Source organism: Mesorhizobium sp. B1-1-8, assembly GCF_006442795.2.
Classification (GTDB): domain Bacteria; phylum Pseudomonadota; class Alphaproteobacteria; order Rhizobiales; family Rhizobiaceae; genus Mesorhizobium.
This window is the reverse complement of the sequence record NZ_CP083956.1, coordinates 2,572,959-2,598,126: the sequence shown is the minus strand read 5'-3', so window position 1 is coordinate 2,598,126 and position 25,168 is coordinate 2,572,959. Positions and strand designations below refer to the sequence as shown.

22 protein-coding genes are annotated in these 25,168 nt (G+C 63.2%); 7 read left to right on the top strand and 15 right to left on the bottom strand.

Going from position 1 to position 25,168, the window contains the following annotated elements; all coding sequences use genetic code 11:
* Positions 1 to 10 precede the first annotated feature (10 nt).
* The 3 genes from FJ974_RS12620 to FJ974_RS12610 form a co-directional block, all read right to left on the bottom strand.
* Positions 11 to 388, bottom strand: a complete 378-nt coding sequence (locus FJ974_RS12620; RefSeq protein ID WP_140530190.1) for a hypothetical protein — start codon at positions 386 to 388, stop codon at positions 11 to 13.
* Positions 389 to 390: 2 nt separating this feature from the next.
* Positions 391 to 1,842 carry a dihydropyrimidinase gene (gene hydA / locus FJ974_RS12615; protein ID WP_140530188.1) on the bottom strand — a complete coding sequence of 484 codons (1,452 nt, stop codon included), beginning with the start codon at positions 1,840 to 1,842 and terminating at the stop codon, positions 391 to 393.
* 64 nt (positions 1,843 to 1,906) lie between these two features.
* Positions 1,907 to 3,157, bottom strand: a complete 1,251-nt coding sequence (locus FJ974_RS12610) for a Zn-dependent hydrolase (protein WP_140530187.1) — start codon at positions 3,155 to 3,157, stop codon at positions 1,907 to 1,909.
* A 121-nt stretch (positions 3,158 to 3,278) separates the two neighbouring features.
* On the opposite strand from FJ974_RS12610, the gene FJ974_RS12605 reads away from it, so the two are divergent.
* Complete coding sequence (locus FJ974_RS12605; protein ID WP_140530185.1) at positions 3,279 to 3,917, top strand: TetR/AcrR family transcriptional regulator; 639 nt, start codon at positions 3,279 to 3,281, stop codon at positions 3,915 to 3,917.
* 90 nt (positions 3,918 to 4,007) lie between these two features.
* Here the strand turns inward: FJ974_RS12605 and FJ974_RS12600 are convergent, their stop codons facing one another.
* Positions 4,008 to 5,336: an aspartate aminotransferase family protein gene (locus tag FJ974_RS12600; protein ID WP_140530184.1), complete on the bottom strand. Its 1,329-nt coding sequence runs from the start codon at positions 5,334 to 5,336 to the stop codon at positions 4,008 to 4,010.
* Between the two features lie 342 nt (positions 5,337 to 5,678).
* Between FJ974_RS12600 and FJ974_RS12595 the strand changes: the two genes are divergently transcribed.
* Positions 5,679 to 6,308 carry a TetR family transcriptional regulator C-terminal domain-containing protein gene (locus FJ974_RS12595; protein WP_140530182.1) on the top strand — a complete coding sequence of 210 codons (630 nt, stop codon included), beginning with the start codon at positions 5,679 to 5,681 and terminating at the stop codon, positions 6,306 to 6,308.
* On the opposite strand, the gene FJ974_RS12590 is transcribed toward FJ974_RS12595, so the two are convergent.
* Positions 6,305 to 7,255, bottom strand: a complete 951-nt coding sequence (locus FJ974_RS12590; protein ID WP_226891586.1) for an IS481 family transposase — start codon at positions 7,253 to 7,255, stop codon at positions 6,305 to 6,307. The genes FJ974_RS12595 and FJ974_RS12590 overlap by 4 nt on opposite strands.
* A 358-nt stretch (positions 7,256 to 7,613) precedes the next feature.
* The gene (locus FJ974_RS12585) at positions 7,614 to 8,486 is read right to left on the bottom strand and encodes a helix-turn-helix transcriptional regulator (protein WP_140535278.1); all 873 of its coding nucleotides are present in this window, start codon (positions 8,484 to 8,486) and stop codon (positions 7,614 to 7,616) included.
* Between the two features lie 103 nt (positions 8,487 to 8,589).
* Between FJ974_RS12585 and FJ974_RS12580 the strand changes: the two genes are divergently transcribed.
* The gene (locus FJ974_RS12580; protein ID WP_140535275.1) at positions 8,590 to 9,435 is read left to right on the top strand and encodes an SDR family oxidoreductase; all 846 of its coding nucleotides are present in this window, start codon (positions 8,590 to 8,592) and stop codon (positions 9,433 to 9,435) included.
* Positions 9,432 to 10,154, top strand: a complete 723-nt coding sequence (locus FJ974_RS12575) for an SDR family oxidoreductase (RefSeq protein ID WP_140535273.1) — start codon at positions 9,432 to 9,434, stop codon at positions 10,152 to 10,154. Before FJ974_RS12580 ends, FJ974_RS12575 begins: the two co-directional genes overlap by 4 nt.
* Positions 10,155 to 10,268: 114 nt before the next feature.
* Here the strand turns inward: FJ974_RS12575 and FJ974_RS12570 are convergent, their stop codons facing one another.
* From FJ974_RS12570 to FJ974_RS12555, 4 genes are all read right to left on the bottom strand, one after another.
* Positions 10,269 to 10,727: a carboxymuconolactone decarboxylase family protein gene (locus FJ974_RS12570; protein WP_140535270.1), complete on the bottom strand. Its 459-nt coding sequence runs from the start codon at positions 10,725 to 10,727 to the stop codon at positions 10,269 to 10,271.
* A gap of 11 nt (positions 10,728 to 10,738) precedes the next feature.
* Positions 10,739 to 11,272: an RrF2 family transcriptional regulator gene (locus tag FJ974_RS12565; RefSeq protein WP_140535267.1), complete on the bottom strand. Its 534-nt coding sequence runs from the start codon at positions 11,270 to 11,272 to the stop codon at positions 10,739 to 10,741.
* A gap of 356 nt (positions 11,273 to 11,628) precedes the next feature.
* Positions 11,629 to 12,942 carry an NAD-dependent dihydropyrimidine dehydrogenase subunit PreA gene (gene preA, locus FJ974_RS12560; RefSeq protein WP_140535264.1) on the bottom strand — a complete coding sequence of 438 codons (1,314 nt, stop codon included), beginning with the start codon at positions 12,940 to 12,942 and terminating at the stop codon, positions 11,629 to 11,631.
* Positions 12,943 to 12,944: 2 nt separating this feature from the next.
* Entirely contained in the window at positions 12,945 to 14,309 is a 1,365-nt protein-coding gene (locus tag FJ974_RS12555; protein ID WP_140535261.1) for an NAD(P)-dependent oxidoreductase, read from the bottom strand.
* 233 nt (positions 14,310 to 14,542) lie between these two features.
* On the opposite strand from FJ974_RS12555, the gene FJ974_RS12550 reads away from it, so the two are divergent.
* Positions 14,543 to 15,319, top strand: a complete 777-nt coding sequence (locus tag FJ974_RS12550) for a VOC family protein (protein WP_140535259.1) — start codon at positions 14,543 to 14,545, stop codon at positions 15,317 to 15,319.
* Between the two features lie 327 nt (positions 15,320 to 15,646).
* Here the strand turns inward: FJ974_RS12550 and FJ974_RS12545 are convergent, their stop codons facing one another.
* Entirely contained in the window at positions 15,647 to 16,135 is a 489-nt protein-coding gene (locus tag FJ974_RS12545; protein WP_140535256.1) for a hypothetical protein, read from the bottom strand.
* Between the two features lie 204 nt (positions 16,136 to 16,339).
* On the opposite strand from FJ974_RS12545, the gene FJ974_RS12540 reads away from it, so the two are divergent.
* A complete protein-coding gene (locus FJ974_RS12540) occupies positions 16,340 to 16,732 on the top strand; it encodes a DoxX family protein (RefSeq protein WP_140535253.1) in 393 nt (130 codons plus the stop codon).
* A 25-nt stretch (positions 16,733 to 16,757) separates the two neighbouring features.
* Here the strand turns inward: FJ974_RS12540 and FJ974_RS12535 are convergent, their stop codons facing one another.
* Together FJ974_RS12535 and FJ974_RS12530 are read right to left on the bottom strand one after the other, a co-directional pair.
* The gene (locus FJ974_RS12535) at positions 16,758 to 19,184 is read right to left on the bottom strand and encodes a GcvT family protein (protein WP_140535250.1); all 2,427 of its coding nucleotides are present in this window, start codon (positions 19,182 to 19,184) and stop codon (positions 16,758 to 16,760) included.
* Between the two features lie 78 nt (positions 19,185 to 19,262).
* On the bottom strand, positions 19,263 to 20,801 hold the full coding sequence (locus tag FJ974_RS12530; protein ID WP_140535248.1) for a trimethylamine methyltransferase family protein: 1,539 nt from the start codon (positions 20,799 to 20,801) through the stop codon (positions 19,263 to 19,265).
* A gap of 209 nt (positions 20,802 to 21,010) precedes the next feature.
* On the opposite strand from FJ974_RS12530, the gene FJ974_RS12525 reads away from it, so the two are divergent.
* The gene (locus FJ974_RS12525; RefSeq protein WP_140535245.1) at positions 21,011 to 21,601 is read left to right on the top strand and encodes a hypothetical protein; all 591 of its coding nucleotides are present in this window, start codon (positions 21,011 to 21,013) and stop codon (positions 21,599 to 21,601) included.
* A gap of 18 nt (positions 21,602 to 21,619) precedes the next feature.
* Here the strand turns inward: FJ974_RS12525 and FJ974_RS12520 are convergent, their stop codons facing one another.
* The gene (locus FJ974_RS12520; protein WP_140535242.1) at positions 21,620 to 23,953 is read right to left on the bottom strand and encodes an ABC transporter ATP-binding protein; all 2,334 of its coding nucleotides are present in this window, start codon (positions 23,951 to 23,953) and stop codon (positions 21,620 to 21,622) included.
* A 51-nt stretch (positions 23,954 to 24,004) separates the two neighbouring features.
* Entirely contained in the window at positions 24,005 to 25,162 is a 1,158-nt protein-coding gene (locus tag FJ974_RS12515; protein WP_140535239.1) for an ABC transporter permease, read from the bottom strand.
* Positions 25,163 to 25,168: the final 6 nt, after the last annotated feature.

Below are 25,168 nucleotides of genomic sequence, written 5' to 3'. Positions count from 1 at the left end.
GCTTCGGCAATCATCGGCACCGCGAGACTTCGCCGTATACGGTGCCATCCTCGTCGGCGATCACCAGCTTCTTGGCGTTCCTGGCGCTGTGCTTGACCGTGAAGGTGGCGGGTGACTTTCCATCCTCGCCTTCGGCTTCGCATTCTGCGTTGACCGTCAGCGAACCGTCGGCCTGCTCCTTTTTGTCGGTGAAGGTGCAGGCACTCGCCACGGTGACGAATGCCTCGCTGGTCAACAGCAGCATGTCCTCGGCATAGACTTGCTGGCCGTTCTTGTTGATGCAGCCGGATTTATTGCCATAGGGTTTTGACAGGTCGATGCCGGCCGCCAAGGCCTGGCCGGCGGCCAGCAACGCGGCTGCCGCGATGGCAAGATGAATGGCGCGCATCCTCAAACTCCTGTCGCCGGAATGCCGGAACGCTCAACCTTGCGCGGCGCGGTGATCTCCTTCCAGGTCGACAGCGCCCGGTTGACCGCCGCGTTCGGCTCGCGAGCGACGAATTCGCCATGGCCGACCTTGGCCTTGACGTCCGCCTCCTCGATCGACAGTTCGCCGCGCGAGAAGACGAAGCGCGGCAGGCCGGTCACCTCGAAGCCCTCGAAGACGTTGTAATCGATCACCGACTGTTGCTTGTCGGCCGAGATCGTCTTCTTGCGCTTCGGATCCCACACGACGATGTCGGCATCCGCGCCTTCGACGATGGCGCCCTTCTTCGGATACATGTTGAGGATCTTGGCGATGTTGGTCGAGGTGACCGCGACGAACTCGTTCATCGTCAGCCGGCCGGTGTTGACGCCGGTCGTCCACAGCACCGGCAAGCGGTCCTCGAGGCCGCCGGTGCCGTTCGGGATCTTGGTGAAGTCGCCGACGCCGTTGCGCTTCTGCTTGGTGGTGAAGGAACAATGGTCGGTCGCCACCACCTGCAGCGAGCCTGCCTGCAGGCCGGCCCACAGCGAATCTTGGTGCCACTTGCTGCGGAATGGCGGGCTCATCACGCGGCGCGCCGCATGGTCCCAGTCCTTGTCGAAATACTCGCTTTCATCGAGCGTCAGGTGCTGGATCAGCGGCTCGCCGAACACCCGCATGCCTTTCTGGCGCGCGCGGCGGATCGCTTCGTGGCTCTGCTCGCACGACACATGCACGACATAGAGCGGCACGCCGGCCATGTCGGCGATCATGATGGCGCGGTTGGTCGCCTCGCCTTCCACCTCCGGCGGCCTCGAATAGGCATGGCCCTCGGGGCCGTTGTTGCCGGCGGCAAGCAGTTTCTGCGAAAGCGCCGCGACCACGTCGCCGTTCTCGGCATGCACCAGCGGCAACGCGCCGAGATCGGCGCAGCGCTGGAACGAGGCGTACATCTCGTCGTCGTCGACCATCAGCGCGCCCTTATAGGCCATGAAATGCTTGAACGAGGTGATGCCCCTGTCGACGACGGTCGCCATCTCGTCGAACACCTGCTTGCCCCACCAGGTGATCGCCATGTGAAAGGAATAGTCGCAGGCTGCCTTCGAGGTCTTGTTGTCCCACATCTGCAAGGCTTCCAGCAGCGACTGCTGCGGTGCCGGCAGGCAGAAATCGACGACCATGGTGGTGCCGCCGGAAAGCGCGGCGCGCGTGCCGGATTCGAAATCGTCGGCCGAGTACGTCCCCATGAACGGCATTTCGAGGTGGGTGTGCGGATCGATGCCGCCCGGCATGACGTAGCAGCCGGTGGCATCGAATTCATGGTCGCCGTGCAGGTTGGAGCCGATGGCAATGATCTTGCCGTGCTGCATCAGCACGTCGGCCTTCCACGTGCGGTCGGCGGTGACGACGGTGCCGTTCCTGATGACTTTGGTCATTTTGTTCCCCTGTTCTTGTCGCGCTTCTTTGCGAGCTGCGTTCCGAGGTGATTGGTCTAGTCGATCATTCAACAATTCCCGCCGTTTCCACCACCGCATGAAACAGCACGTCGGCGCCCGCCGCCGCCCATTCCTTGGTGATCTCCTCCGCCTCGTTGTGGCTGAGCCCGTCGACGCACGGGCACATCACCATCGCCGTCGGCGCGACCCGGTTGATCCAGCAGGCGTCGTGGCCGGCGCCCGAGACGATGTTGCGATGCGTGTAGCCCAGCCGCTCGGCCGCATCGCGGATCGCCTTGACGCAGTTGTTGTCGAAGGTGACCGGGTCGAAATGGCCGACCTGCTCAATCTCATACTTGACGTCGAGCGCGTCGCAGATCGTGTCGATGCCTTCGCGGATGCGGCCGTCCATGGCGTCGAGCACTTCCTTTTCCGGCGAGCGGATGTCGATGGTGAAGACGGTGCGGCCGGCGATGATGTTGCGCGAGTTCGGATAGACTTCCATATGGCCGACCGCGCCGACGGCGTCCGGCTGGTAGTCCATGGCGATCTCGTGCACCAGTTCGGTCACGCGCGCCATGCCGAGCCCGGCATTGCGGCGCTTCGGCATCGGCGTCGAGCCGGTATGCGCCTCCTTGCCGGTCAGCGTCACCTGCAGCCATTTCAGCCCCTGGCCATGGGTGACGACGCCGATATCGATGCCCTCGTCCTCGAGGATCGGCCCCTGCTCGATATGCAATTCGAAGAAGGCGTGGATCTTGCGGTCGCCAACCTTCTCGGTGCCCTTCCAGCCAATGCGCTCGAGCTCCTCGCCGAACCTTTTGCCGTCCTTGTCGACATGCTGGTAGACATCTGCCTGGTCGAGCACGCCGGCGAACACGCCGGACGCCATCATGGCCGGCGCGAAGCGTGCGCCTTCCTCGTTGGTCCAGTTGGTGACGACAATCGGATGTCTCGTCTTGATGCCGAGATCGTTGAGCGAACGCACGACTTCCAGCCCGCCAAGCACGCCGAGCACGCCGTCATATTTGCCGCCGGTCGGCTGGGTATCGAGATGGCTGCCGACATAGACCGGCGGCAGGCTGGGATCGGCGCCTTCGCGGCGGGCAAACATGGTGCCCATCTCGTCGAGGCCCATTTCGAGCCCGGCGGCCTCGCACCAGCGCTGGAACAGGTGCCGGCCCTCGCCGTCCTCGTCGGTCACGGTCTGGCGATTGTTGCCGCCGGCAATGCCGGGACCAATCTTCGCCATCTCCATGATGGAGTCCCACAAGCGATCTGAATTCACGCGCAGATTTTCGCCGGGTGCGGCCATTTGCAGTTCCCATTTTCACCAGGGGTCTTGTCGCCCCTTGAGTGGTTTGCATCCTGACCGTATGGTCAGCTTTCAGACTACACAAGCTGACCAAGCGGTCAACGAGAATCTTGGGGGAGACATGAGCGAATCCACCCGTCCCATGCGGCGACAGGACATAAGGCGCGAGAATGAAAAAGCAATTCTGCTCGCCGCCGAAAAGGTGTTTGCAGAAGCCGGGTTCGGCGGCGCCACGATGCAGCTGATCGCCGATCTGGCGGGGCTGCCGAAGGCAAATCTCCACTATTATTTCGCCACCAAGGAAGAGCTCTACCGGTCCGTCGTCCAGAACATTTTCGAGATCTGGCTGCAGGCGGCCAATTGCTTCGACGCCGCGCGTGGCCCGGTAGACGGCATCAGCGCCTATATCGACGCCAAGATGGAAATATCGCGTCGCCACCCGGACGGCTCGAAGGTCTGGGCCTCGGAAGTCATGCACGGCGCGCCCGTGCTTCAGGACTATATGGAATCGACGCTGCGCGAATGGACCGACGGTCGCGTCGAGATCATCAGGCGCTGGATCGAGGAGGGCAAGATGGACCCGGTCGACCCGCGTCATCTCCTCTACATGCTCTGGGCCACGACCCAGCATTACGCCGATTTCGGCCACCAGATCGAGACGCTGAACGGCGGCAAGTCGCTGTCGGATCGGCAATGGCGGGAAGCCAAAGAAAACATCAAGCGGGTGATTCTGACCGGCATCGGCGCGCTGCCCGCCTGACTCTCACTCAAGATCGGCGCTCCCGCGCCGACCTCACCTGCCTTGCCGCGGACACCCTCCCCTCGATGGGAAGGTGCCCGCTCCGGCTTGTCAGTCGATCGATCTCAGAACATCGCGAACATGGTCGATCAGTTCGTTGATCTGGCCCTTGGTGATGATCAGCGGCGGCGACAGCGCGATGATGTCGCCTGTGGTGCGGATCAGCGCGCCGCGTTCGAACGCCTTCACGAAGGCCGAGAAGGCCCGCTTGGTCGGGCTGCCGGCGATCGGCGCCAGCTCGATCGCGCCGATCAGGCCGATGTTGCGGATGTCGATGACATGCGGCTCGCCCTTCAGTGAATGCAGCGCGTCTTCCCAGTAAGGCGCCAGCTCCTCGCCGCGGGTCAAAAGGCCTTCTTCCTTGTAGGTGTCCAGCGTGCCGAGCGCCGCGGCGCAGGCGATCGGGTTGCCCGAATAGGTGTAGCCGTGGAAGAACTCGATCATGTGCTCCGGGCCGGTCATGAAGGCGTCGTGGATCTCCTTCTTGACGAATACCGCACCCATCGGGATGACGCCGTTGGAGACGCCCTTGGCGGTGGTCATGATGTCCGGCGTGACCCCGAAATAGTCCGCCGCGAACGGCGCGCCAAGGCGGCCGAAGCCGGTGATCACTTCATCGAAAATCAACAATATGCCGTGCTTCGTGCAGATTTCCCGAAGTTTCTGCAGATAGCCCTTCGGCGGCAGGATGACGCCGGTGGAACCGGCGACCGGCTCGACGATGACGGCAGCGATGGTCGAGGCGTCATGCAAGGTGACGAGACGCTCCAGCTCATTGGCGAGCTCGGCGCCATGCTCCGGCACGCCCTTCGAGAAGGCGTTCTTCTCCGGCAGATGCGTGTGCGGCAGGTGGTCGACGCCGCCGAGCAGTGTGCCGAACATCTTGCGGTTGGAGACGATGCCGCCGACCGAGATGCCGCCGAAATTGACGCCGTGATAGCCGCGCTCGCGGCCGATCAGACGGGTGCGCGAGCCCTCGCCGCGAACGCGGTGATAGGCGATCGCCATCTTGAGCGCGGTGTCCACCGATTCCGATCCGGAATTGGTGAAGAAGACATGGTCCATGCCCTTGGGGGCGATATCGACCAGCCGGTTCGCCAGCTCGAACACGATCGGATGGCCCATCTGGAAGGCCGGCGCGTAGTCGAGCTCGGCGGCCTGGTTCTGGATCGCCTCGGTGATCCTCGGCCGGCAGTGGCCGGCGTTCACGCACCACAGACCCGCCGTGCCGTCGAGAACCTTGCGGCCATCGCTGGTGGTGTAATGCATGTCCTTGGCGGACACGAACATGCGCGGCGCCTGCTTGAACTGGCGGTTTGCCGTGAACGGCATCCAGAATGCGCTGAGATCGTTCGGCGTGACTTTCAGCCGGTTGGACATGACCAAGACTTCCCCTTGTAACCTTGTTTCGGTGCGGCCAACGCTTGGTCTTTGCTGCGTTTTCGTGCTACGCAAAATTTTGACCGGTTGGACAAACGTTAGCACCGCCCTGTCGGCGGTCAAGGGATTACTAGCGGAAATGCGGCAGCGAAAGCGCGCTCCACGGATCGGAGAAAAACTGGTCCAGAGAATTGGTCCAGAGAGCCCGCGCGCTAGAGCAGTTCAGCGCTTGATAGAACGGCTGACCTGCTCCAATTCCTTGTTGTTACGCAATTCCGGACGGAAAACCGCTGCGCACTTTTCCTGGAATTGCTCCAGCAGCCGGCAAGGATGACGGCGGCGATGGAAGGCTCAGTTCCTCGCCGCACCCGGATCCAGCAGGAAAAGCGCGAACTCATCCTGGAAGCCGCGCTCGAAGTCTTCTCCACCAACGGGTTTCGCGGCTCGACCATCGACCAGATCGCCGAGGCCGCCGGCATGTCGAAACCTAACCTTCTCTACTATTTCCGCCGCAAGGAAGACATTCACGAAACGCTGATGCAGCGCCTGCTCGACACCTGGCTGGCGCCTCTCCGGGAGCTCGACGACATCGGCGATCCGCTCACCGAACTGCGCAGCTACATCAGGCGCAAGCTCGAAATGGCGCGCGATTTCCCGCGCGAAAGCCGGCTCTTCGCTAACGAGATCCTGCAAGGCGCGCCGCGCATCATGCCGCTGCTGGAGGGCGAGCTGAAGACGCTGGTCGACGAGAAGGCCGCCGTCATCAAGGGCTGGATGCGCGCCGGCAAGATCGCCCGCACCGACCCCTGGCACCTGATCTTCTCCATCTGGGCGACGACCCAGCATTATGCCGATTTCGACGTGCAGGTGCGCGCCGTGCTCGGCGCCGACCGCGGCGGCGACGGCCGCTTCGAGGATGCCGCGCGGTTTCTGGAGCAGTTGTTCCTCGACGGGCTGAAACCGAAGGGTTAGCTGTTTAGTCCCGGCATTTGATGGATTGGATCGAGTCTGAACCGCTCAGGCTCTTTTTTCCAGACATTGCAGATGAACTCGAAGGGAGTGATGCCCTTGAGGGTCTTCAGTCGCCGGCCGAAATTGTAGGCTGCGACGAAGTCGTTGAGTTGCTGTCGCAATTGGTCGTGATCGTCGTAGTGGAAGCGCTTGACGGTCGCGTCCTTGATGGTGCGGTTCATTCGCTCGACCTGGCCGTTGGTCCAGGGATGCTTCACCTTGGTGGTACGATGCTCGGTGCCGTTGTCGCGGCAGGTGCGCCCGAAGATGTGCTCCATGGCGGTGCGGTCCTGCTCGCGGTTTTTGAACTGGACGCCGTTGTCGGTGAGGATCGTGTGGATCTGGTAGGGAACTGCCTGGATGAGGTGGCGCAGGAACTCGGCCGCGATCATTTTTGTGGCCCGCGTGTGGAGTTCGACGTAGGTGAACTTGCAGGTTCGGTCGATGGCCACGAAGAGATATAGCTTGCCCTCGGCGGTCTGCACCTCGGCGATGTCGATGTGGAAATAGCCAATCGGATAGGCCTTGAACTTCTTCTTGGGCTGCTTGTCGCCTTCAACCTCGGGCAATCTCGAAATGCCATGACGCTGCAGACAGCGATGCAATGACGAGCGCGTCAGGTTCGGGATCGTTGGCTGCAGCGCATAGAGACAATCATCCAGGGGCAACAGCGTATGCCGGCGGAAAGCGACGATGACAGCCTCTTCCTCGATCGACAGCACCGTCGACTTCGGGGCTTTGGGACCAGTCGGCAGATCAGCGACCGAAGTTCGCCCCTTCCATTTGGCAACCGTCTTCGGATCGATCCCGTAGCGCTTGGACAGCTTCCTCAGGCTCTCTTGACTATTTTGTATTGCTCGACGGATTGCCTCTGTCGTCGTGGCGCGCCCATGCAGAACCTGGCCCATAGTGCCTCCTTCCAATCGGGGGAAAATAATGAACCATTAAAGCCTGGGATGAAACAGTTTTAGCGTCTCGTCAAATTGCCAACGGACAGGACCAACTTTACTGACCGTTTGGCTGTTACTGACGTTGGTGATTGGCCGAGACATCCAATGTTCGTCATCCACGGGCGAAGCAAGGAAGCGTAGCGACGCAGCGCAGACCCGAGGATCCATTCCGTGACTCCAAAGCTCCGCTACCGTCCAGAATTCTCACCGCTGCACCCACCGGCAAAGGTAACGGAATGGATCCTCGGGTCTCCGCGTCCGCTTCGCTCCCGCTCCGCCCGTGGATGACGATGCTGAGGGGTGCCGCTAGCCAATCTCACGCGCTGCGCCGCTCGGATGGCAGATCGTCCAGCAGCTTCCGCAATTTCGCAACCGAGTTGTGCTCGGCGAGCGGCGTGTAGACGATCAGCCGCATGTCCGATCCGTCATCGATGGACAGGCTCATATGCTCGAAGGCCATCGCTCCGGCAGTGGGATGACGGACGTGCTTCACTCCCGTCAGCCTGCGCGCCACGTCTCGCCTTGGCCACCAATCTCGGAACTCCGGGCTTGAGCGCATCATGAGTGCGATCAGCCGCTCGAAATCCGGATCGCCGACATATTTCGCGCTCTCGGCGCGAAACGAAGCGAGCACCACGCGGGCTAGCTCCTCCCAGTCGACCAGCAGTCGCCGGTGGTGTGGGCTGGTGAACACCAGATGAACGATATTACGGGCGTCCCCCTCCAGCAGGCCATAGTCGCCGAACACCGCCGCCGCCGCATCGTTCCAGGCCAGTACATCCCAGCGTCGGCCAACGACATAGGCCGGCTGCAGGACGAGACTCTGCAGCATGTGCAGCAGCGTTCCGTCGACCTTCTCGGACGCCGCCGGGCGGCGTTCCGGCTGTTGCCGGCCGGCGAGGATGAACAGATGCCGCTTCTCGACGGCGTCGAGGCGCAATGCCTCGCAGAGCGCGGTCAGCACTTCCGCCGAGGGTCGCACGTCCCTGCCCTGCTCCAGCCAAGTATACCAGGTGGTGCCGACGCCGGCGATCATCGCCACCTCCTCGCGCCTCAGCCCGGGCGTGCGCCGCCTGGCGCCGGTCGCGATGCCGATTTCGGCAGGCGACAGCCTCTCGCGGCGCGAGCGCAGGAAGGCGCCAAGCTCGTGGCGACGGCCGTCCTCGGGGGATTGGGTCACGGCATCCATGACCTTATTATAGCAGTATCGATACCAGGATAAAGTTTGAACTGTTTGGGATGCGCGCCGCGCCCCATCTTAACGTTCAGAGCAACACAAGGAGGCTCTGAACATGGAACTCAAGGACAAAACCGTTCTCGTCACCGGCTCGACCGACGGCGTCGGCCGCGTTGTCGCCGAGAGGCTCGGCGCCGGGGGCGCGCACGTGCTGGTGCACGGCCGCGACGAAGGCCGTGGCAAGGCGACAGTCGCCGCCATTGAAGCAGAGGGCGGGAAGGCGGAATTTCTCGCCGCCGACCTCGCTTCGCTTGCCGAAGTACGCCACCTCGCAGAAGTTGTGCGCGCCCGGACCGACCGGCTCGACATCTTGATCAACAATGCCGGCGTCGGCACCGGCGGCGATGGCGCCAGGCGGCAGGTGAGCGCCGACGGCTACGAACTGCGCTTTGCCGTCAACTATCTCGCGGGTTTTCTGCTGACATCGGAACTGCTGCCGCTGCTCAAGGCCAGCGCGCCGGCGCGCATCGTCAACGTCGCCTCGGCCGGCCAGCAGGCGATCGATTTCGGCGACGTCATGCTGACCCAAGGCTATAGCGGCGTTCGCGCCTACTGCCAGAGCAAGCTGGCGCAGATCCTGTTCACCATCGACCTGGCGGAAGAGCTCAAAGGCACCGGCGTCACCGTTAACGCGCTCCATCCGGCCAGCTACATGAACACCACCATGGTCCGGCAGGCCGGCATCACACCGTGGAATTCGGTCGAGACCGGCGCCGAGGCCATCCTCAACCTAGCGACCTCGCCGGCTCTGGACGGGCGAAGCGGACGCTATTTCGACGGCCAGCGGGAATCGCGCGCCGACGCACAGGCCTACGATGAAAACGCCCGCCGCCAGTTGCGGGCCCTCAGCCTCGAACTGACCGGGCACGCATCCTCAACATCCAGGGAACAACATTCATGAGCGAGACCATCGAACATTGCGTGATTGTCGGCGGCTCGTCCGGCATCGGCCTTGCAACCGCAAGGCGGCTGGTCAGCCCCACAATGAAAGTGACGATTACTGGCCGCAACGAGGATAAGTTGAAAAGCGCCTGGGCGAGCCTTGGCGGCAGAGTCGGCAAGGCCGCTTTCGATGCAACCAAGCCGGATGAGGTCCGCCAGTTCTTCGATCGGCTCGGCCCATTCGATCATCTCGTCCTGGCGGCAAGCGGCGGCAAGGGCCTGGGACCGTTCGCGACCCTCGACCTTGCCGACATCGGCAGCGGCGTCGACGAAAAGATCCGGCCGCAACTGTCCTGCCTGCAGGCGGCGCTGCCGACCTTGAACCGCAGCGGCTCCGTTACCTTCATTTCGGCGGTGTCGGCGCAGCTCGCCGCACCCGGCATCGCCGGCATCGGCGCCATCAACGGCATGCTTTTGACTGTCGCGCCGATCCTGGCCGTCGAGTTGAAACCATTGCGCGTCAATGTGGTTGCTCCCGGCGTCATCGACACGCCGTGGTGGGATTTTCTGGCCGACGACCAGCGGCAGGCGTTGTTTGCCGACTATGTCGCCAAGACGCCGGTCGGCCGCATCGGCCGCGCCGAGGACGTCGCCGCGGCAATCGCCTTCCTCGTCTCCAACACTTTCGTCACCGGCCAGGTGCTGACCTGCGACGGCGGCCTGCGCTACGCTGCATGACCAGCCGCTTCTCGAACCGGCTGCGCCATCAACGCCAGGAAGCCTCAAACTCTCCAGTCAAAAATATGACTGGAGAGCCACCCTTTGGGCGGCGCTCCAGTAAAAATCGGAGCGTCACGCGGCCTTGGCGGCCGGCATCGGATGAATGGCGTGGAACGGGATGCAAAGCCGGTTCCAGGTATTGATCATACCGATCGCCACCGACAGCTTGACCAGTTCCTCTTCCGAGAAATGCTCGAGCGTGCGGGCGTAAAGCTCGTCCGATATCTCGTTGTCGGCGATCTTCGTCACCGCCTCGGTCCAGGCGAAAGCGGCACGCTCGCGCTCGGAAAACAGCGGCGATTCCTTCCAGGCGGAAACCAGATAGAGCCGCTGCTCGGTCTCGCCGTCGCGCCTTGCCTCGCGGCTGTGCATCTCGACGCAGTAGGAGCAGCCGTTGATCTGCGACGCCCTGAGCTTGACCAGGTGCAGCAGGCCAACCTCGAGCCCGCACTCATCGACCGCCTTGTTGAGGGCCGACACCGCTTTCATGATTTCGGGCGCTTTGGCAAAGAATTGCAGTCTCTGGTTCATCGTCTTTCCTTTCACATCTGGCGGGGGTTAAACTTGCTTGTTGGGCCGGATTTCTGCGGCCGCTGGTGGCGCTCGACGAAGGCGCAGCTTGCGGCAATCGAACGCGGATCGCCTTCCGCGGCGTAGGTCGCCACGATGTCGGAAAGTTTCACTTCGGCGAGCGCGGCCCGATAGGCGCGCTCGGCCTTCAGCATCGCGACATTGATGCCGCAGGGTTTCACATAGGCCGATGCATCGATCTTGACCGGGCCGCGCTGGCGGATTTCGGCGCAACGGAAGGCCGGTTCGCGCCCCTCTACAGCCAGCACGATGTCGAGCAGCGTGACGCGCTCGGCCGGCTGCGCCAGGCGATAGCCGCCCGCCGGTCCCGGCACCGATTCCAGGATGCGCGCCGCCGTCAGCTGGTTGAGATGCTTCAACAGATAGCTCGGCGACAGACCGAAAGCCTCCGCCAGGGCCGCCCCCGGCATCGTGCTGTTGCCCTCGACGCTGGCCAGCGTCGCCGCGCAGTGGATGGCCGCCTCAACGCCCTCGCCGAGCTTCATGGTTTGTCGCTCCAATTCATGATAGTTTTTATCATGGATAATTTTTATCTGCAATAGAGACGTGGAAATTGCCGCTGGAATATGAGGGAAGAGTTTGATGATTTAAAAACGAGACACGGCGCTTCGCAGGACCTGGGTTCCTCGCACCCCGCAAAGCGGGGGAGAGGTGGCCCGGCGAAGCCGGGACGGAGAGGGGGAAGCCATCCGCGCAGACAGAAACCGGCGAAAGAACGGGGCGCGAGGAAGATAGGGGGCGATCAAGAGCCTAAGGTAGCGCCCCAGTCGTCCCGAAGGCCCCTCTCCGTCCCGGCTTCGCCGGGCCACCTCTCCCCCCTACGTGGGGCGAGGAACCAACCCTACTCCGCCGCTACCTTGGCCATCGGGTTGTTGGGGTGCGTCGTCCAGTTGGCGTAGATCGGCGACACCGGCCTGCCGGTGCGCTCGTCCATCGCGCCCGCCGCCAATGGCTCCATGGTGATGCAGCCTTCGACCGGGCAGACATTGACGCACAGATTGCAGCCGACGCATTCGGCATCGATCACTTCGAAATGCCGTTTGCCGTCGACCATGCTGGTGATCGCCTGGTGCGAGGTGTCTTCGCAGGCGATGTGGCAGCGGCCGCATTTGATGCAGGCGTCCTGGTCGATATGCGCCTTGGCGACATAATTGAGGTTGAGGTACTGCCAGTCCGTGACATTGGGCGTGGCGCGGCCGATGATGTCGGACAGCGAGACATGGCCCTTCTCGTCCATCCAGTTTTCGAGGCCCGCGATCATCTCCTGCACGATCTTGAAGCCATAGGTCATCGCCGCCGTGCAGACCTGCACATTGCCGGCGCCGAGCGCCATGAATTCGGCGGCGTCGCGCCAGGTGGTGATGCCGCCGATGCCGGAAATCGGCAGGCTGTGCGTTTCCGGGTCGCGCGCGATCTCGGCCACCATGTTCATGGCGATCGGCTTCACCGCCGGGCCGCAATAGCCGCCATGCGAGCCCTTGCCGTCGATGGTCGGCTGCGGCGCGAAAGAGTCGAGATCGACGCCGGTGATCGAGTTGATCGTGTTGATCAGCGAGACGGCGTCCGTTCCGCCGGCATGCGCCGCCCGCGCCGGCTTGCGGATATCGGTGATGTTGGGCGTCAGCTTGGTAATGACGGGCATGCGCGTATACTGCTTGCACCAGCGCACCACCATTTCGATATATTCCGGCACCTGGCCGACCGCCGAGCCCATGCCGCGCTCGCTCATGCCGTGCGGGCAACCGAAGTTGAGTTCGATGCCGTCGGCGCCGGTCTCCTCGACCAGCGGCAGGATCGCTTTCCAGCTTTCCTCCACGCATGGCACCATGATCGACGCAACCAGCGCCCGATCCGGCCAGTTCATCTTCACCTGCTTCATCTCGCGCAAATTGGTCTGCAGGTCGCGGTCGGTGATCAGCTCGATGTTGTTGAGGCCAAGCAGCCGGCGGTCGGCGCCCCAGATCGCGCCGTAGCGGGGACCGTTGACATTGACGACTGGCGGCCCCTCTTCGCCCAGCGTCTTCCAGACCACGCCGCCCCAGCCCGCCTTGAAGGCGCGCTCGACATTGTAGGCCTTGTCGGTCGGCGGCGCCGAGGCCAGCCAGAACGGGTTCGGCGACTTGATGCCGACGAAACTGTTGCGGATGTCTGCCATGCTCATGCCCTCCCGTTCGAGGTGAGTGCCCGGTGGATCGATTCCGCCGCGTCGCGGCCTTGCGCCACCGCCGAGACGGTGAGGTCGTCACCGCCGAAGATGCAGTCGCCGCCGGCCCAGACTTTCGCCAGCGAGGTGCGGCCTTCCGCGTCGACCTTGATGCGGCCGTGCTCGAGATCGATCGAGGCGACGCTGCCGTTGAGCGTTGCCGGCACGAAGCTCTGGCCGATCGCCTTGAACACTTGATCAGCGTTCAGCCTGAGCGTTTCACCGGTACCCGTAAGTTTTTCGCCGTTCATGGCGGTGTATTCCAGCTCGATCGCCGACACTTTGCCGTTCTCGGCGATGACGCGCTTCGGCTGCAGCCAATGGCGGATGGTGACGCCGTTGGCGGCGGCCAGATCCTGCTCGAACCCGGAGGCGTTCATATGTTCCTGGCCGCGCCGGTAGCAGATCGTCACCTCTTCCGCGCCGAGCAGCTTCGACTGTACCGCGGCGTCGATCGCCGTCATGCCGCCGCCGAGGACGACGACGCGCCGGCCGACCGGCAGGCTCGAAAGATCGCTCGCCTGCCTGAGCTCGGCGATGAACTCGACTGCATTGGCTACACCGTCGGCATCCTCGCCATCGGCGCGCAGCGCGTTGACGCCACCGAGACCCAGCCCAAGGAACACCGCATCGTAGTTGCGGATCAGGTCCGACAGCCGGAAGTCGCGGCCGAGCGCCTTGCCGTTCTGGATGTCGATGCCGCCGATCGAGGTCACATAGTCAACCTCGGCCTGGGCGAAATTGTCGACGCTTTTGTAGGCGGCGATGCCGTATTCGTTGAGGCCGCCGGCCTTCGGCCGCGCCTCCAGTATGGTGACGTCATGGCCATGGCGCGCCAGCCGATGCGCTGCCGCCAGCCCTGCCGGCCCGGCGCCGACCACCGCGACGCTCTTTCCGCTCGGCTCGGCGCGCGTGTAGAACTGCTTGTTCTCGCCCATCGCCACGTCGGTGGCGTAGCGCTGCAGGCGGCCAATCTGCACCGGCTTGCCTTCCGCCACTTCGCGCACGCAGACTTCCTCGCACAGCGTCTCGGTCGGGCAGACGCGGGCACACATGCCGCCGAGGATGTTCTGGTCGAAGATGGTTTTGGCCGACCCCAGCGGATTGCCGGTCGAGATCTGCCGAATGAACAGCGGAATGTCGATCGAGGTCGGGCATGCATTCATGCATGGCGCGTCGTAGCAGAAGTAGCAGCGATCGGATTCGACCAGCGCCTCGTGATGATCGAGCGGCGGATGCAGGTCGGAAAAATTATCGGCATATTGCTCCGAAGACAGCCGGCCGCCGGTAATGCCTTCGATGAAATGACCAGTCGCCATTCCAGCTCCCCTTGTTTTCGTTTTGGGGAAGGCTAGCACGTTTTATTTTTTTATCAATTGGTCAATTTTCGGCCAAATCACTGTAATGGCTGAATAAAACATGATGATTATAGTCATGTTTTATCACGATCAATCTTGTCAATTTTTGCTCCCCTTGTCGGATTTCTGTCGGGAAACACGTCCTAAGATGGATCGCGTTGCGATCGACACCCGAACCGGTGAGGAGACCGATTATGCCGAATTCCCCAAAGCCCTTCTTCTGGTACGAATTGATGACCACCGACCTCGACGCCGCCGAGGCCTTTTACACCGCAGTCGTCGGCTGGAGGGCCGAGCCCTTCGACAAGGCGCCAGGCATGCCCCGCTACATTGTGATGAATTCGGCCGTGCGCGGCGTCGGCGGACTGATGATGCTGCCCGAGGCCGCCGCCAAGATGGGCATGCCGCCGGCCTGGCTCGGCTATATTTACACCAAGGATGTCGATGCCTCGACCCAGGCGCTTAAGGACGCCGGCGGCGCCGTCCACCGCGCGCCGGACGACATTCCGGGCGTCGGACGCTTCGCCGTCGTTGCCGATCCGCAGGGCGCCACCTTCATGTTCTTGCAGCCCAACCAGCCCGAGCAGCCGCCAGTGCCGGCGACCACCCTTGGCCATGTCGGCTGGCATGAACTCTACACCTCGGACTGGAAGGCGGCCTTCGACTTCTATTCCGAGCAGTTCGGCTGGACCAGCGCCGGCGAGTTCGACATGGGCGAGATGGGCATCTACAAGACTTTCGGCGCCGGCCCTGAATCCGGCGGCGGCATGATGAACAAGCCGCCGCAGATTCCAACCCCCGTCTGGCTGTTCTATTTCAACGTCGACGGGATCGACGCGGCGGCCAAGCGCGTCACCGACAATGGCGGCAAGGTCCTGATGGGACCTATGGAAGTGCCGAACGGCAGCTGGATCGTCCAGTGCCAGGACCCGCAGGGCGCGCATTTCGCGCTGCTGGCCGCGGCACGGTAGAATTGCCGATCTTTCCTTGGGGCGGGCAAATCGCCTAAGGCAGCGCCAGCCCCCCACTCCGGCCGCTGCGCGACCACCTCTCCCCCATGTGCATGGGGGAGAGGAAACCAAGCCTTTCAAGGCCGCAGCCTTAGCGGTTGGCATTTCCTCTCCCTCCACGAATGTGGGGGGAGAGGTGGCTCGGCGAAGCCGAGACGGAGTGGGGGAGCGCCGTATGCGATTGCACTACTCCCTTGGGAGATGTGCGATCAACCCTCCGCAATTGCTGCGAAGAATGGACAAAACAGAAGGGGTGCTTGTCCCGCCGGCGCTGGCCCTCTCGGGGCTTCATTCCGGCGCCAGCACCGCCACTTTGAGATCGGTCTTCTTCGCGCCGCTGAGCTGAACGGTGGCCGGACCGGCCGCCAGCTTGAAGCGCACGCTCTTGCGGATTTCCGGGCAGGTCTTCACGCCGCTGAAGGCCGCTGATTTTACGGCATGGCCGTCCTGAACGACATCGATCCAGGCGTCGTCGGACAGGCTGAACTGGAGCTCGCCTTCAGGTGGCACGGTCACGCTGGCCATGGCGCCGAACGTGTCGGCTGCCGGTGCATGCCCGGGCGGCACTTCAAAGCTGATCGTGTCGACCGCTGCGAGTGAGAAATCCACCGCTTGCCCGACCGTGAGGGCGGCGCCGGACTGCGCGGCGGGCGCCTCCGGAAACAGGGCCTGCTCGCGTGCGACCGGCCATTTGAAGGCATCACAGCCGGCGTCGGCGGCCGTGGCGGAGCAGGTGCCCGCAAGGATTGCGAAGAGGCTGATGACGAGTGTTTTCATGATGCGCGGACCTATACGGTTTAAAGCGTTCGACGCCTTTAGATACAACTATAACGATATAAATGCAACCACAGAGAGAAAAAATGCAGGTCGTCGGGGAACCGTTTCAAGTCACCGATTGTTGATAGCAGGACCCAGGAAGTGAATGGTCCACCGCGGGGCGATAATCTATGGCCGATCCGGGCGGGGTAAATGGAGTTTTGCATGAAGCTTTTCGAAGGCCTTGCCCAATACCAGCCGCAGGCGCTGGCCGTGCTCCGGATCATGACGGCGTTGCAGTTCATCGAACACGGCACCCAGAAACTGTTCAATTTTCCTGCCGGTGCCCATGCTGAAGCGCTGACAGGGATTGCGCTGACGTCAGGTATCCTCGAATTTGCCGGAGGCGTCCTGCTCTTGCTGGGCCTTTTCACCCGGCCGGTGGCGTTCCTGCTCTGTGGCGAGATGGCGATCGCCTATTTCATGGCGCACTTCCCGCGCGACTTTTTCCCGGTCAACAATGGCGGCGACTCGGCGATCTCGTTCTGCTTCATCTTCCTCTATCTGATCTTCGCCGGCGCCGGCGCCTTCGCGCTGGACAACCGCCGCAACGCCTGACCGTCAGAACAGATGCGCGTCTGTCTCAGGCGCGCATCCGCTCGAAATTGGCGTCGAACAGCGGCGCTGCCTGGATGCGTGCCGCATGGCGCTTGCCGAGGATCTCGATCTCGAAGCCGTCCGGTCTGTCGGCGATCTCCTTCGGCACATAGCCCATGGCGACCGATTTCTTCGAATGGTGAGCGTAGCCGCCGGAGGTGACCCAGCCGCGCACCGCGCCGTCATGCCAGATCGCCTCGTCGCCGATGACGTCGGCATCGGTCGCGTCGACGATGAAGGCGCGCAGCCTGAGCTTGCCGCCTTGCTTGCGCTCGGCCAGCGCGCCTTCCTTGCCGATGAATTCGGCCTCCTTGCCATAGGCGACGAAGCGGTCGAGACCAGCCTCCAGCGGCCCATAGATCGGCCGGTATTCGCGCGCCCATGAGCCGTAGTTCTTCTCCAGCCTGAGCGCATTGAGGGCGCGCGAGCCGAACAGACCGATCGAAAATTCCTCGCCAGCCGCCAGCAGCGCCTGGAGAGCCGCGCGCTGATATTCCGGCGCCACCCAGATCTCGTAGCCGAGATCGCCGGTATAGCTGACGCGCCCGACCAGGCACGGCGCCATGCCGATATCCATCCTGGCCACCGCCATGAACGGGAACGCGGCATTGGAAACATCGGCGCGGCTGACTTTCGCAAGCACCTGCCTTGCCTTCGGCCCTGCGATAGCGAGGCCGGTGAGCTGCTGCCCCAGCGCCTCGATGCGCACCGAGCCGTCCTTGGGCAGATGCGCCTCGAACCAGCGCATGTGATACTGTTCGGCGACGCCGGAGCCGGCAATGAACCATTCGCGATCGTCAATATTGGCGAGGGTGAAATCGCCGATCAGCTTGCCGTCTTCCTTCAGCATCGGCGCCAGCGTCATGCGGCCGGGCTTCGGCAGTTTGCAGGCCAGCATGCGGTCGAGCCATGCCGGGGCGCCCTCGCCGGTCACCTTGTATTTGGCGAAGTTCGAAATCTCCGACAGGCCGACGCCGCCTCGCACCGCCGCGACCTCCTTGGCGACGTGGTCGAAATCGCTCGAGCGCCGCCATGAGAACTCGTCCTTGACGCCTTCCGGCGCGTACCACAGCGGCACCTCGAGCCCGAAAGAAACGCCCCATTGCGCGCCCCTGGCCGACAGCAGGTCGTAGACCGGCGTCGTCTTGAGCTGGCGCCCTGCCGGCAATTCCTCGTTGGGAAAGCGGATCGAGAAACGCCGTGAGTAATTCTCGCGCACCTTGGCGTTGGTATAGGCCATCGTCGCCCAGTCGCCGTAGCGCGCGACATCCATTGCCCAGATGTCGGCGCCGGGATCACCCTCGATCATCCAGTTGGAGAGCGCCAGGCCGACGCCGCCGCCCTGCGAAAAGCCGGCCATGACGCCGCAGGCGACCCAGAAGCCCGGCAGGCCGCGCACCGGGCCGACCAGCGGGTTGCCGTCCGGCGCGAAGGTAAAGGGCCCGTTGATGATCTGCTTGATGCCGGTCTTCTGGAACGCCGGGAAATGGCGGAAGCCGACCTCCAGCGACGGCGCGATGCGGTCGATATCCGGCTCAAGCAATTCGTGGCCGAAATTCCACGGTGTGGAGAATTCAGACCAGACCTTGTTGGCCTTCTCATAGGTGCCCATCAGCATGCCGCCGCGTTCCTGGCGCAGATAGAGCTCGCCGTCGAAATCGACCGCATGGATGATCTCGGTGCCGGTCTTCTTGTTCCAGTCGGCAACCTCCGGCATGTCCTCGGTGATCAGATACATATGCTCCATCGCCAGCACCGGCAGTTCGAGGCCGACCATGCGGCCGACCTCGCGCGCCCACAGGCCGCCGGCATTGACGACATGCTCGGCGATCACGTCGCCCTTGTTGGTGATGACGCGCCACAGCCCGTCCGGGCAGCGCACGATGTCCTCGACCTTGGTGAAGCGTTCCACTTCTGCGCCAAGTTTCCGCGCGGCCTTCGCGTAGGCATGCGTAACCCCGGACGGATCGAGATGGCCGTCCTCCTTGTTGCGCACCGCGCCGACGAACTGGCTGGGATCGATCAGCGGCATCAATTCGGCCGCCTCTTTGGCCGAGATCACCTCGAGGTCGATGCCGAGGTAGCGGCCCTTGGAGACGACGCCGCGCAGCCAGTCGAGCCGCGCCTCGGTCGCCGCCAAGAGCACGCCGCCGGTCAGATGCACGCCGGTCGCCTGGCCGGACAACTCCTCGATCTCCTTGTAGAGCGAGATCGTGTATTTCTGCAGCTTGGCGACGTTCGGATCGCCATTGATGGTGTGCATGCCGCCGGCGGCATGCCAGGTCGAGCCCGAGGTCAGCTCGTCGCGCTCCAGAAGCACGACGTCGGTCCAGCCGTGGCGGGCGAGATGGAACAGTACCGAGCATCCGACGACACCGCCGCCAATGACCACGACCTTTGCATGCGATTTCATGAGTTTTTCTCTGATATCAGGACGTTAGAAGAATAAACGGATTCAGGATGGTAGGGCGTTCAATCGGAATGGGAAGCATCACGGCTCGCCCTGCCCGATCGTTTCCTTGCGCCTGGCCATATGGGATTCGAGCGCCTCGCGCACGGCAGGGTCCATCGCCGGCTGGACATACTCCTCCAAGGCCTTCTTCCACAGCCGCGTCGCCCGCGCGGTGGTGTCGAGCCCGCCGGCCTCCTGCCAGGCCTCGTAGTTCTGCCAGTTGGAGAGCATCGGCTGGTAGAAGGCGGTAGCATAGCGCTCCAGCGTGTGCGGCTCGCCGAAGAAATGGCCGCCGGTCGGCACTGCCCCCAGCGCTTCCACCGCAAGCTCCGCCTCGTCGACCGCGATCGGCCGCAGGAATTCCATCATGTGCTGGATCATCTCGACATCGATGATGAGCTTTTCGAACGAGGCCGTCAGCCCGCCCTCCTGCCAGCCGGCGGCGTGGTAGACGAGGTTGCCATGGCCGAGCACCGCGCCCCACAGCGCCATCAGCGTCTCATAGGCGCCCTGCGCGTCGGCGGCATTGGAGGCCGAGCCCGGCGTCGTGCGGTAGGGCAATTTATAGCGCCGCGCCAATTGCCCGGAAGCGATGTTGGCCTTGGTGTTCTCCGGTGTGCCGAAGGCCGGTGCGCCGGATTTCATATCGACGTTGGAGGTGAAGGCGCCATACATCACCGGCGCGCCGGGGCGCACGAGCTGCGTCAGCACGATGCCGAACAGCGCCTCGGCATTCTGCTGCGCCAAAGCGCCGGCGAGCGTCACCGGGCTCATCGCGCCCATCAGCGTGAACGGCGTCACCGCCACCGACTGGCCGAACTCGGCCATGGTCATCAGGCCCTCGGCCATCATTTCGTCGAAGCGGCGCGGCGAGTTGACCGAGATGATGGTGGTGATGCCTGGTTCCTCGCCGATCTGGTCGAGGGTCAAGCCACGCGCAATCGCCATCATCTCGATGCCGTCCAGCGCCCTGCCCCGGCCGATCGCCGAGACATGGAAGCATTTGTCGGTCAGCGTCAGATTGGCGAAATAGGTGTCGAGATGGCGCGAGTTTGCCGGCAGCTCGACCGGCGCGCACACCTGGTTGCCGAGCATATGGATGCAGTTGAAGTGCTGCGCCAGCCGGACCAGGTCGGAATAATCGGCGAGATTGCCAGCGCGGCGGCCGCGCTCCATGTCGTGCACATTGGGCGGCCCGGCGACCAGCGTGAAGTTGATTGTGTTGCCGCCGAGATGAATGGCGCGGGCTGGGTTGCGTGGCGTGAGCGTATAGCTCGAACGCGTCGTCTTCAGCGCTTCGTCGACCATGCCGCGATCGACACGCACATTCATCGTCGCGTGATCGACCGTGGCGCCGGCGCGTTCGAATAGCGAAAGCGCCCGCGGGCTCATCACCTCGATGCCGAAATTTTCCAGGATATGCATCGACGCCTGGTGAATGGCCTCGATCTGATCGGCCGACAGCATCGCCATCGGCGGGTACGGGTTGGTCACCCGCCGCAGCGGCAGTTGCGGAATGGCGGCTGGGCCTCGGTTGCTGGTGCGCTCGGCGCCGCGCTTGCGTCTTGGTTCGCTCATGTGCCCATCAGAACGCCGGCGCGCTGCAGCGGCTGTCAGGATTTCGCCCTTTGCCGGCGTGATTTTAGCCAAGGCGGCATTTCCAGGAATTGACCGAAAGGAAAGCGACGCGATCAGTCGCAATGTCAATACTTGTCTTGGTCGGCGAGCCGGCCGCGTTAAGGAAGCGCGCAAGACTCCTTTTATGATTTCGGCCTATTCGTCTTCCAATGCGTAGGTCGAGTTTTAGTAAAATTGTCGCTGTCTCTGTGCTGCTGGAGCTTTGCGCCTGCGCGACGGCGCCCAGCCACATCAACAATGTCTGCGCCGTCTTCGACCAGAATGACGGCTGGTTCGACAACTGGCAGGCCGCCGCCGAGCGCACCGAGCAGAAATACGTCGTGCCGGTTCCGGTGCTGATGGCGACGGTGCGCAAGGAGTCCGGCTTCAAGAGCAACGCCAGGCCGCCGCGCACCAAGCTGTTCGGCTTCATTCCCTGGACGCATGTCTCCAGCGCCACGGGCTTCTCGCAGGCGCTCGACGGCACGTGGTCGCAATACCAGAGCGAAACCGGCAACTGGGCGGCACGGCGGACCAGATTCGCGGATGCCGTCGATTTCGTCGGCTGGTACCATTCCAAGACCGCCGACACCTTCGGCGTCGCCCGCAACGACACCTACAATCTCTATCTGGCCTATTATCTCGGCTGGACCGCCTATGGCCGCGGCAATCGCGGCGACGCCGGCGTGCAAAGCTACGCGCGCGCCACGGACAAGATGGCGCAGGACTACGCCGCCCAGTTGCGGCAATGCGGAAACTAAAGATAGACCCTTTCGGGGTTAGTGCCGCCTTGTCGTGTCCTTCGGCCTTGAGACACCGGTTTCCGAATCCTCGTCGCGCACTTCGTGGCGACGGGCTTTGAGCACAGCGTCATTCTCCTCGACGCCCTCTCCGATCGCGTCGGCTTCCGCACTGGCGTTTTTGCCGTCGGGACGCTGCGGCGGCGAACCGGCAAAGCCCGGCCCCTCGCCATGCGGCGCATCGTCCGGCACGCCCTCATGCGCCGCGTGCTCCTTGTCGAACTTGATCACCGGCTCCATCTTGGCCAGCACATCGTCCGACAGCCAGCACAGGCTCATATGGCCGTCGCCGAGATTCTTCACCGGCGGCACTTTCGTCTCGCACAGATTGTCCGGCACCAGCTTCTTGTAGCCGCAGCGCGTCTGGAACGGGCAGCCGGTCGGTGGGTTCATCGCCGATGGGATGTCGCCTTCGAGCACGATGTGCTTCTTGACCACGCTGGTGTCCGCGATCGGGATCGCTGACAGCAACGCCTCCGTATAGGGATGGTAAGGCGGCGCGAAGATCTGGTCGGTCGTGCCCTGCTCGACGATGTAGCCGAGATACATGACGACGACGCGGTCGGCGATGTAGCGCACCACCGACAGATCGTGGCTGATGAACAGCATCGTCGTCTTGTTCTTGCGCTGGATGTCCATCAACAGCTCCGTCACCGCCGCCTGCACAGAGACGTCGAGCGCCGAGACCGGCTCGTCGGCAACCACCACCTTGGCGTCGCCGGCAAAGGCGCGCGCCACGCCAATGCGCTGCTTTTGGCCGCCCGAGAGCTGGCGCGGCTTGCGGCTCTCGAAGGCGCGCGGCAGCTTCACCAGGTCGAGCAGCTCGAGCATGCGCTTGCGGCGGTCGGCAACCGTCTTGCCGACGTTGAACTTCTCCAGCGTACGGATGATCTGCGCACCGACGGTGTGGCTGGGGTTCAGCGTGTCGAACGGGTTCTGGAACACCATCTGGATCGACGACACGGTGTCGACGCCGCGATTCTCGATGCCGGTCGACTGGATTTCCTTGTTGGCGAGCGTCACGATGCCGGAGCTTGCGGTCTCGAGACCCAGCAGCACCTTGGCCAGCGTCGACTTCCCGCAGCCGGATTCGCCGACGATCGCGACCGTTTCCGATTCACGCGCCGTGAACGAAATCGTCTCGTTGGCCTTCACGACGCGGCCTTCGCTGGAGCCGAACACTTCGCTGCCGCCGACCTTGTAGTATTTCCTCAGGTCCTCGATCTTGAGCACCGGTGCGCCGGGCACGACGCGCTCGTTGACCTTCTTGGCGCCGGGCGGCAGCGCCTCCCAGTCGATTTCGTTGAAGCGCACGCAACGCGAGAAATGCCCGTCATGGCCCTCGACCGGGATCATCGGGATTTCGGCGGCGTTGCAGACGCCTTCGACAAAATGGTGGCAGCGCGGACCGAAATTGCACCCCTTCGGCCGCTCATGCGGCAGCGGCAATTGCCCCGGGATGGAGATCAGCGGCCGCGAATTCTTGTCGGCCCCGGGCAGCGGGATCGAGCGGAACAGCCCTTGCGTATAGGGATGGCGCATCCGGTCGAAGACGTCCTCGATCTTGCCGGTTTCCACCGCCTCGCCCGAATACATCACCGTGATCCGGTCGCAGGTCTCCAGGATGAGACCGAGATTGTGCGACACGAAGATCATCGAGGTGCCGAACTTCTCGCCAAGCCCCTTGACCAGTTCGACGATGCCGGCCTCGACGGTCACGTCGAGTGCCGTCGTCGGCTCGTCAAGCAGGAGCAGCGCCGGCTTCGACAGCAGCGCCATGGCAATGACGATGCGCTGCTGCTGGCCGCCGGAAAGCTGGTGCGGATAGGAGCGCATCATGCGCTCCGGATCGGGCAGCTTGACGGCGCGCACCATTTCGAGCGCTCGGCTGTAGGCCTCTTCCTTCGACACCTTGTCGTGGATCAGCGGCACTTCCATCAATTGCTGGCCGACCTTCATCGCCGGGTTCAGGCTCGCCATCGGCTCCTGGTAGATCATGGCGATCTTGTTGCCGCGGATGGCGCGCAGCTCCTCCTCGGAGAGCTCGCCCATGTCCTTGCCCTGGAACTTGATCTTGCCGCCAACGATCTTTCCGATGTTGGAGAGGTCGCGCATGATGCCGAGCGACACGGTCGACTTGCCGCAGCCGGATTCGCCGACAATGCCCATCGCCTCACCGGGCATGACCGTGCAGGAAAAGTCCATCACGGCCGGTATCTCGCCCTTGCGGGTGAAAAACGAGATCGAGAGGTTTTCGATCTCGATGATCGGCCCATTGGTCGGCTTGGCTGGATCTCGAACTGCCTCGTTCATTGGGTCGCTCCAATCCTTATTCGTCGCCAGTTAGGGTCGAAGACCCCGGCATCAATCCTTCATCGACTGCTCGCGCAGGGAATCGGCCAAAAGGTTCAGCCCCAGCACGAACGACATCAGCGCAATCGTCGGCGGCAGCGCCGGATGGATGAAGGAGCGCAGCAGGCGGCTGGCATCCTTGATCGCGGTGCCCCAGTCGGGGCTTTCGGGCGCCAGGCCCAGGCCGAAATAGCCGAGCGTGCCGAGCAGGATCGTGGTGTAGCCGACGCGCAGGCAGGCATCGACGATCAGCGGCCCGCGCGCATTGGGCAGGATTTCCCATAGCATGATGTACCAGGGCGATTCGCCGCGCGTCTGCGCCGCCGCCACATAGTCGCGGGTCTTGATGTCCATGGTCAGGCCGCGCACGATGCGGAACACGCCGGGGCTGGAGGCGAAAACCACCGCCACGAAGATGTTGAGCTGGTTGGGATCGATGTGCACGATCTTCAGCGGATCCCTGTCGAACACGAGGCCGGCATAGACCCAGCCGCCGATGACAAGCGTCAGCCCCAAAAGGATGTAGATCCGGTCGGGCCGGTTCTTGTAGCGCGTCCAGAACAGCACGCAGAAGAAGATGATCGGAAACAGGAAGAAGACACCCGCCAGCGCATAGGGGATCGGCGTGTCCATGATGCCCGGCGTCACCAGCAGGTAGAACAAAAGGATGACCGGGAAGGCCAGCACCAGGTTGGCCAGGAACGACAGGATCGTATCGATCCTGCCGCCATAATAGCCGGCCGGCAGGCCGAGCGTGATGCCGACCATCAGCGCGAAGCCGGTCGCCGCCGGTGCGATGATCAGCACGATCTGGCTGCCGTAGACCATGCGCGAGAACACGTCGCGGGCAAGCTTGTCGCCGCCGAACAAATAGACGAGACCCGATTGCGGCTCGATGGCGCCGGGCAGTGTATCCTTCATGATCGGGATCTGGCCGAGCGGATCGAAAGGCGAGATGGTCGAGGCGAAGATTGCCGTGAACAGCCAGAACAGGCAGATGGCGACGCCGGCGATGCCGACGCCGCTGTCGAACAGCTGTCCGTAGAGCGCCAGCTTCTTCTTGTAGACGAAGCTCGTGCCCATGACGATGACCAGCGCAACCCACACCGGCCAGAAACGCCAGAGCACTTCGAGGATGATGGTGGAGGCGCCGATATACTGAGTTTGCATGCGCCT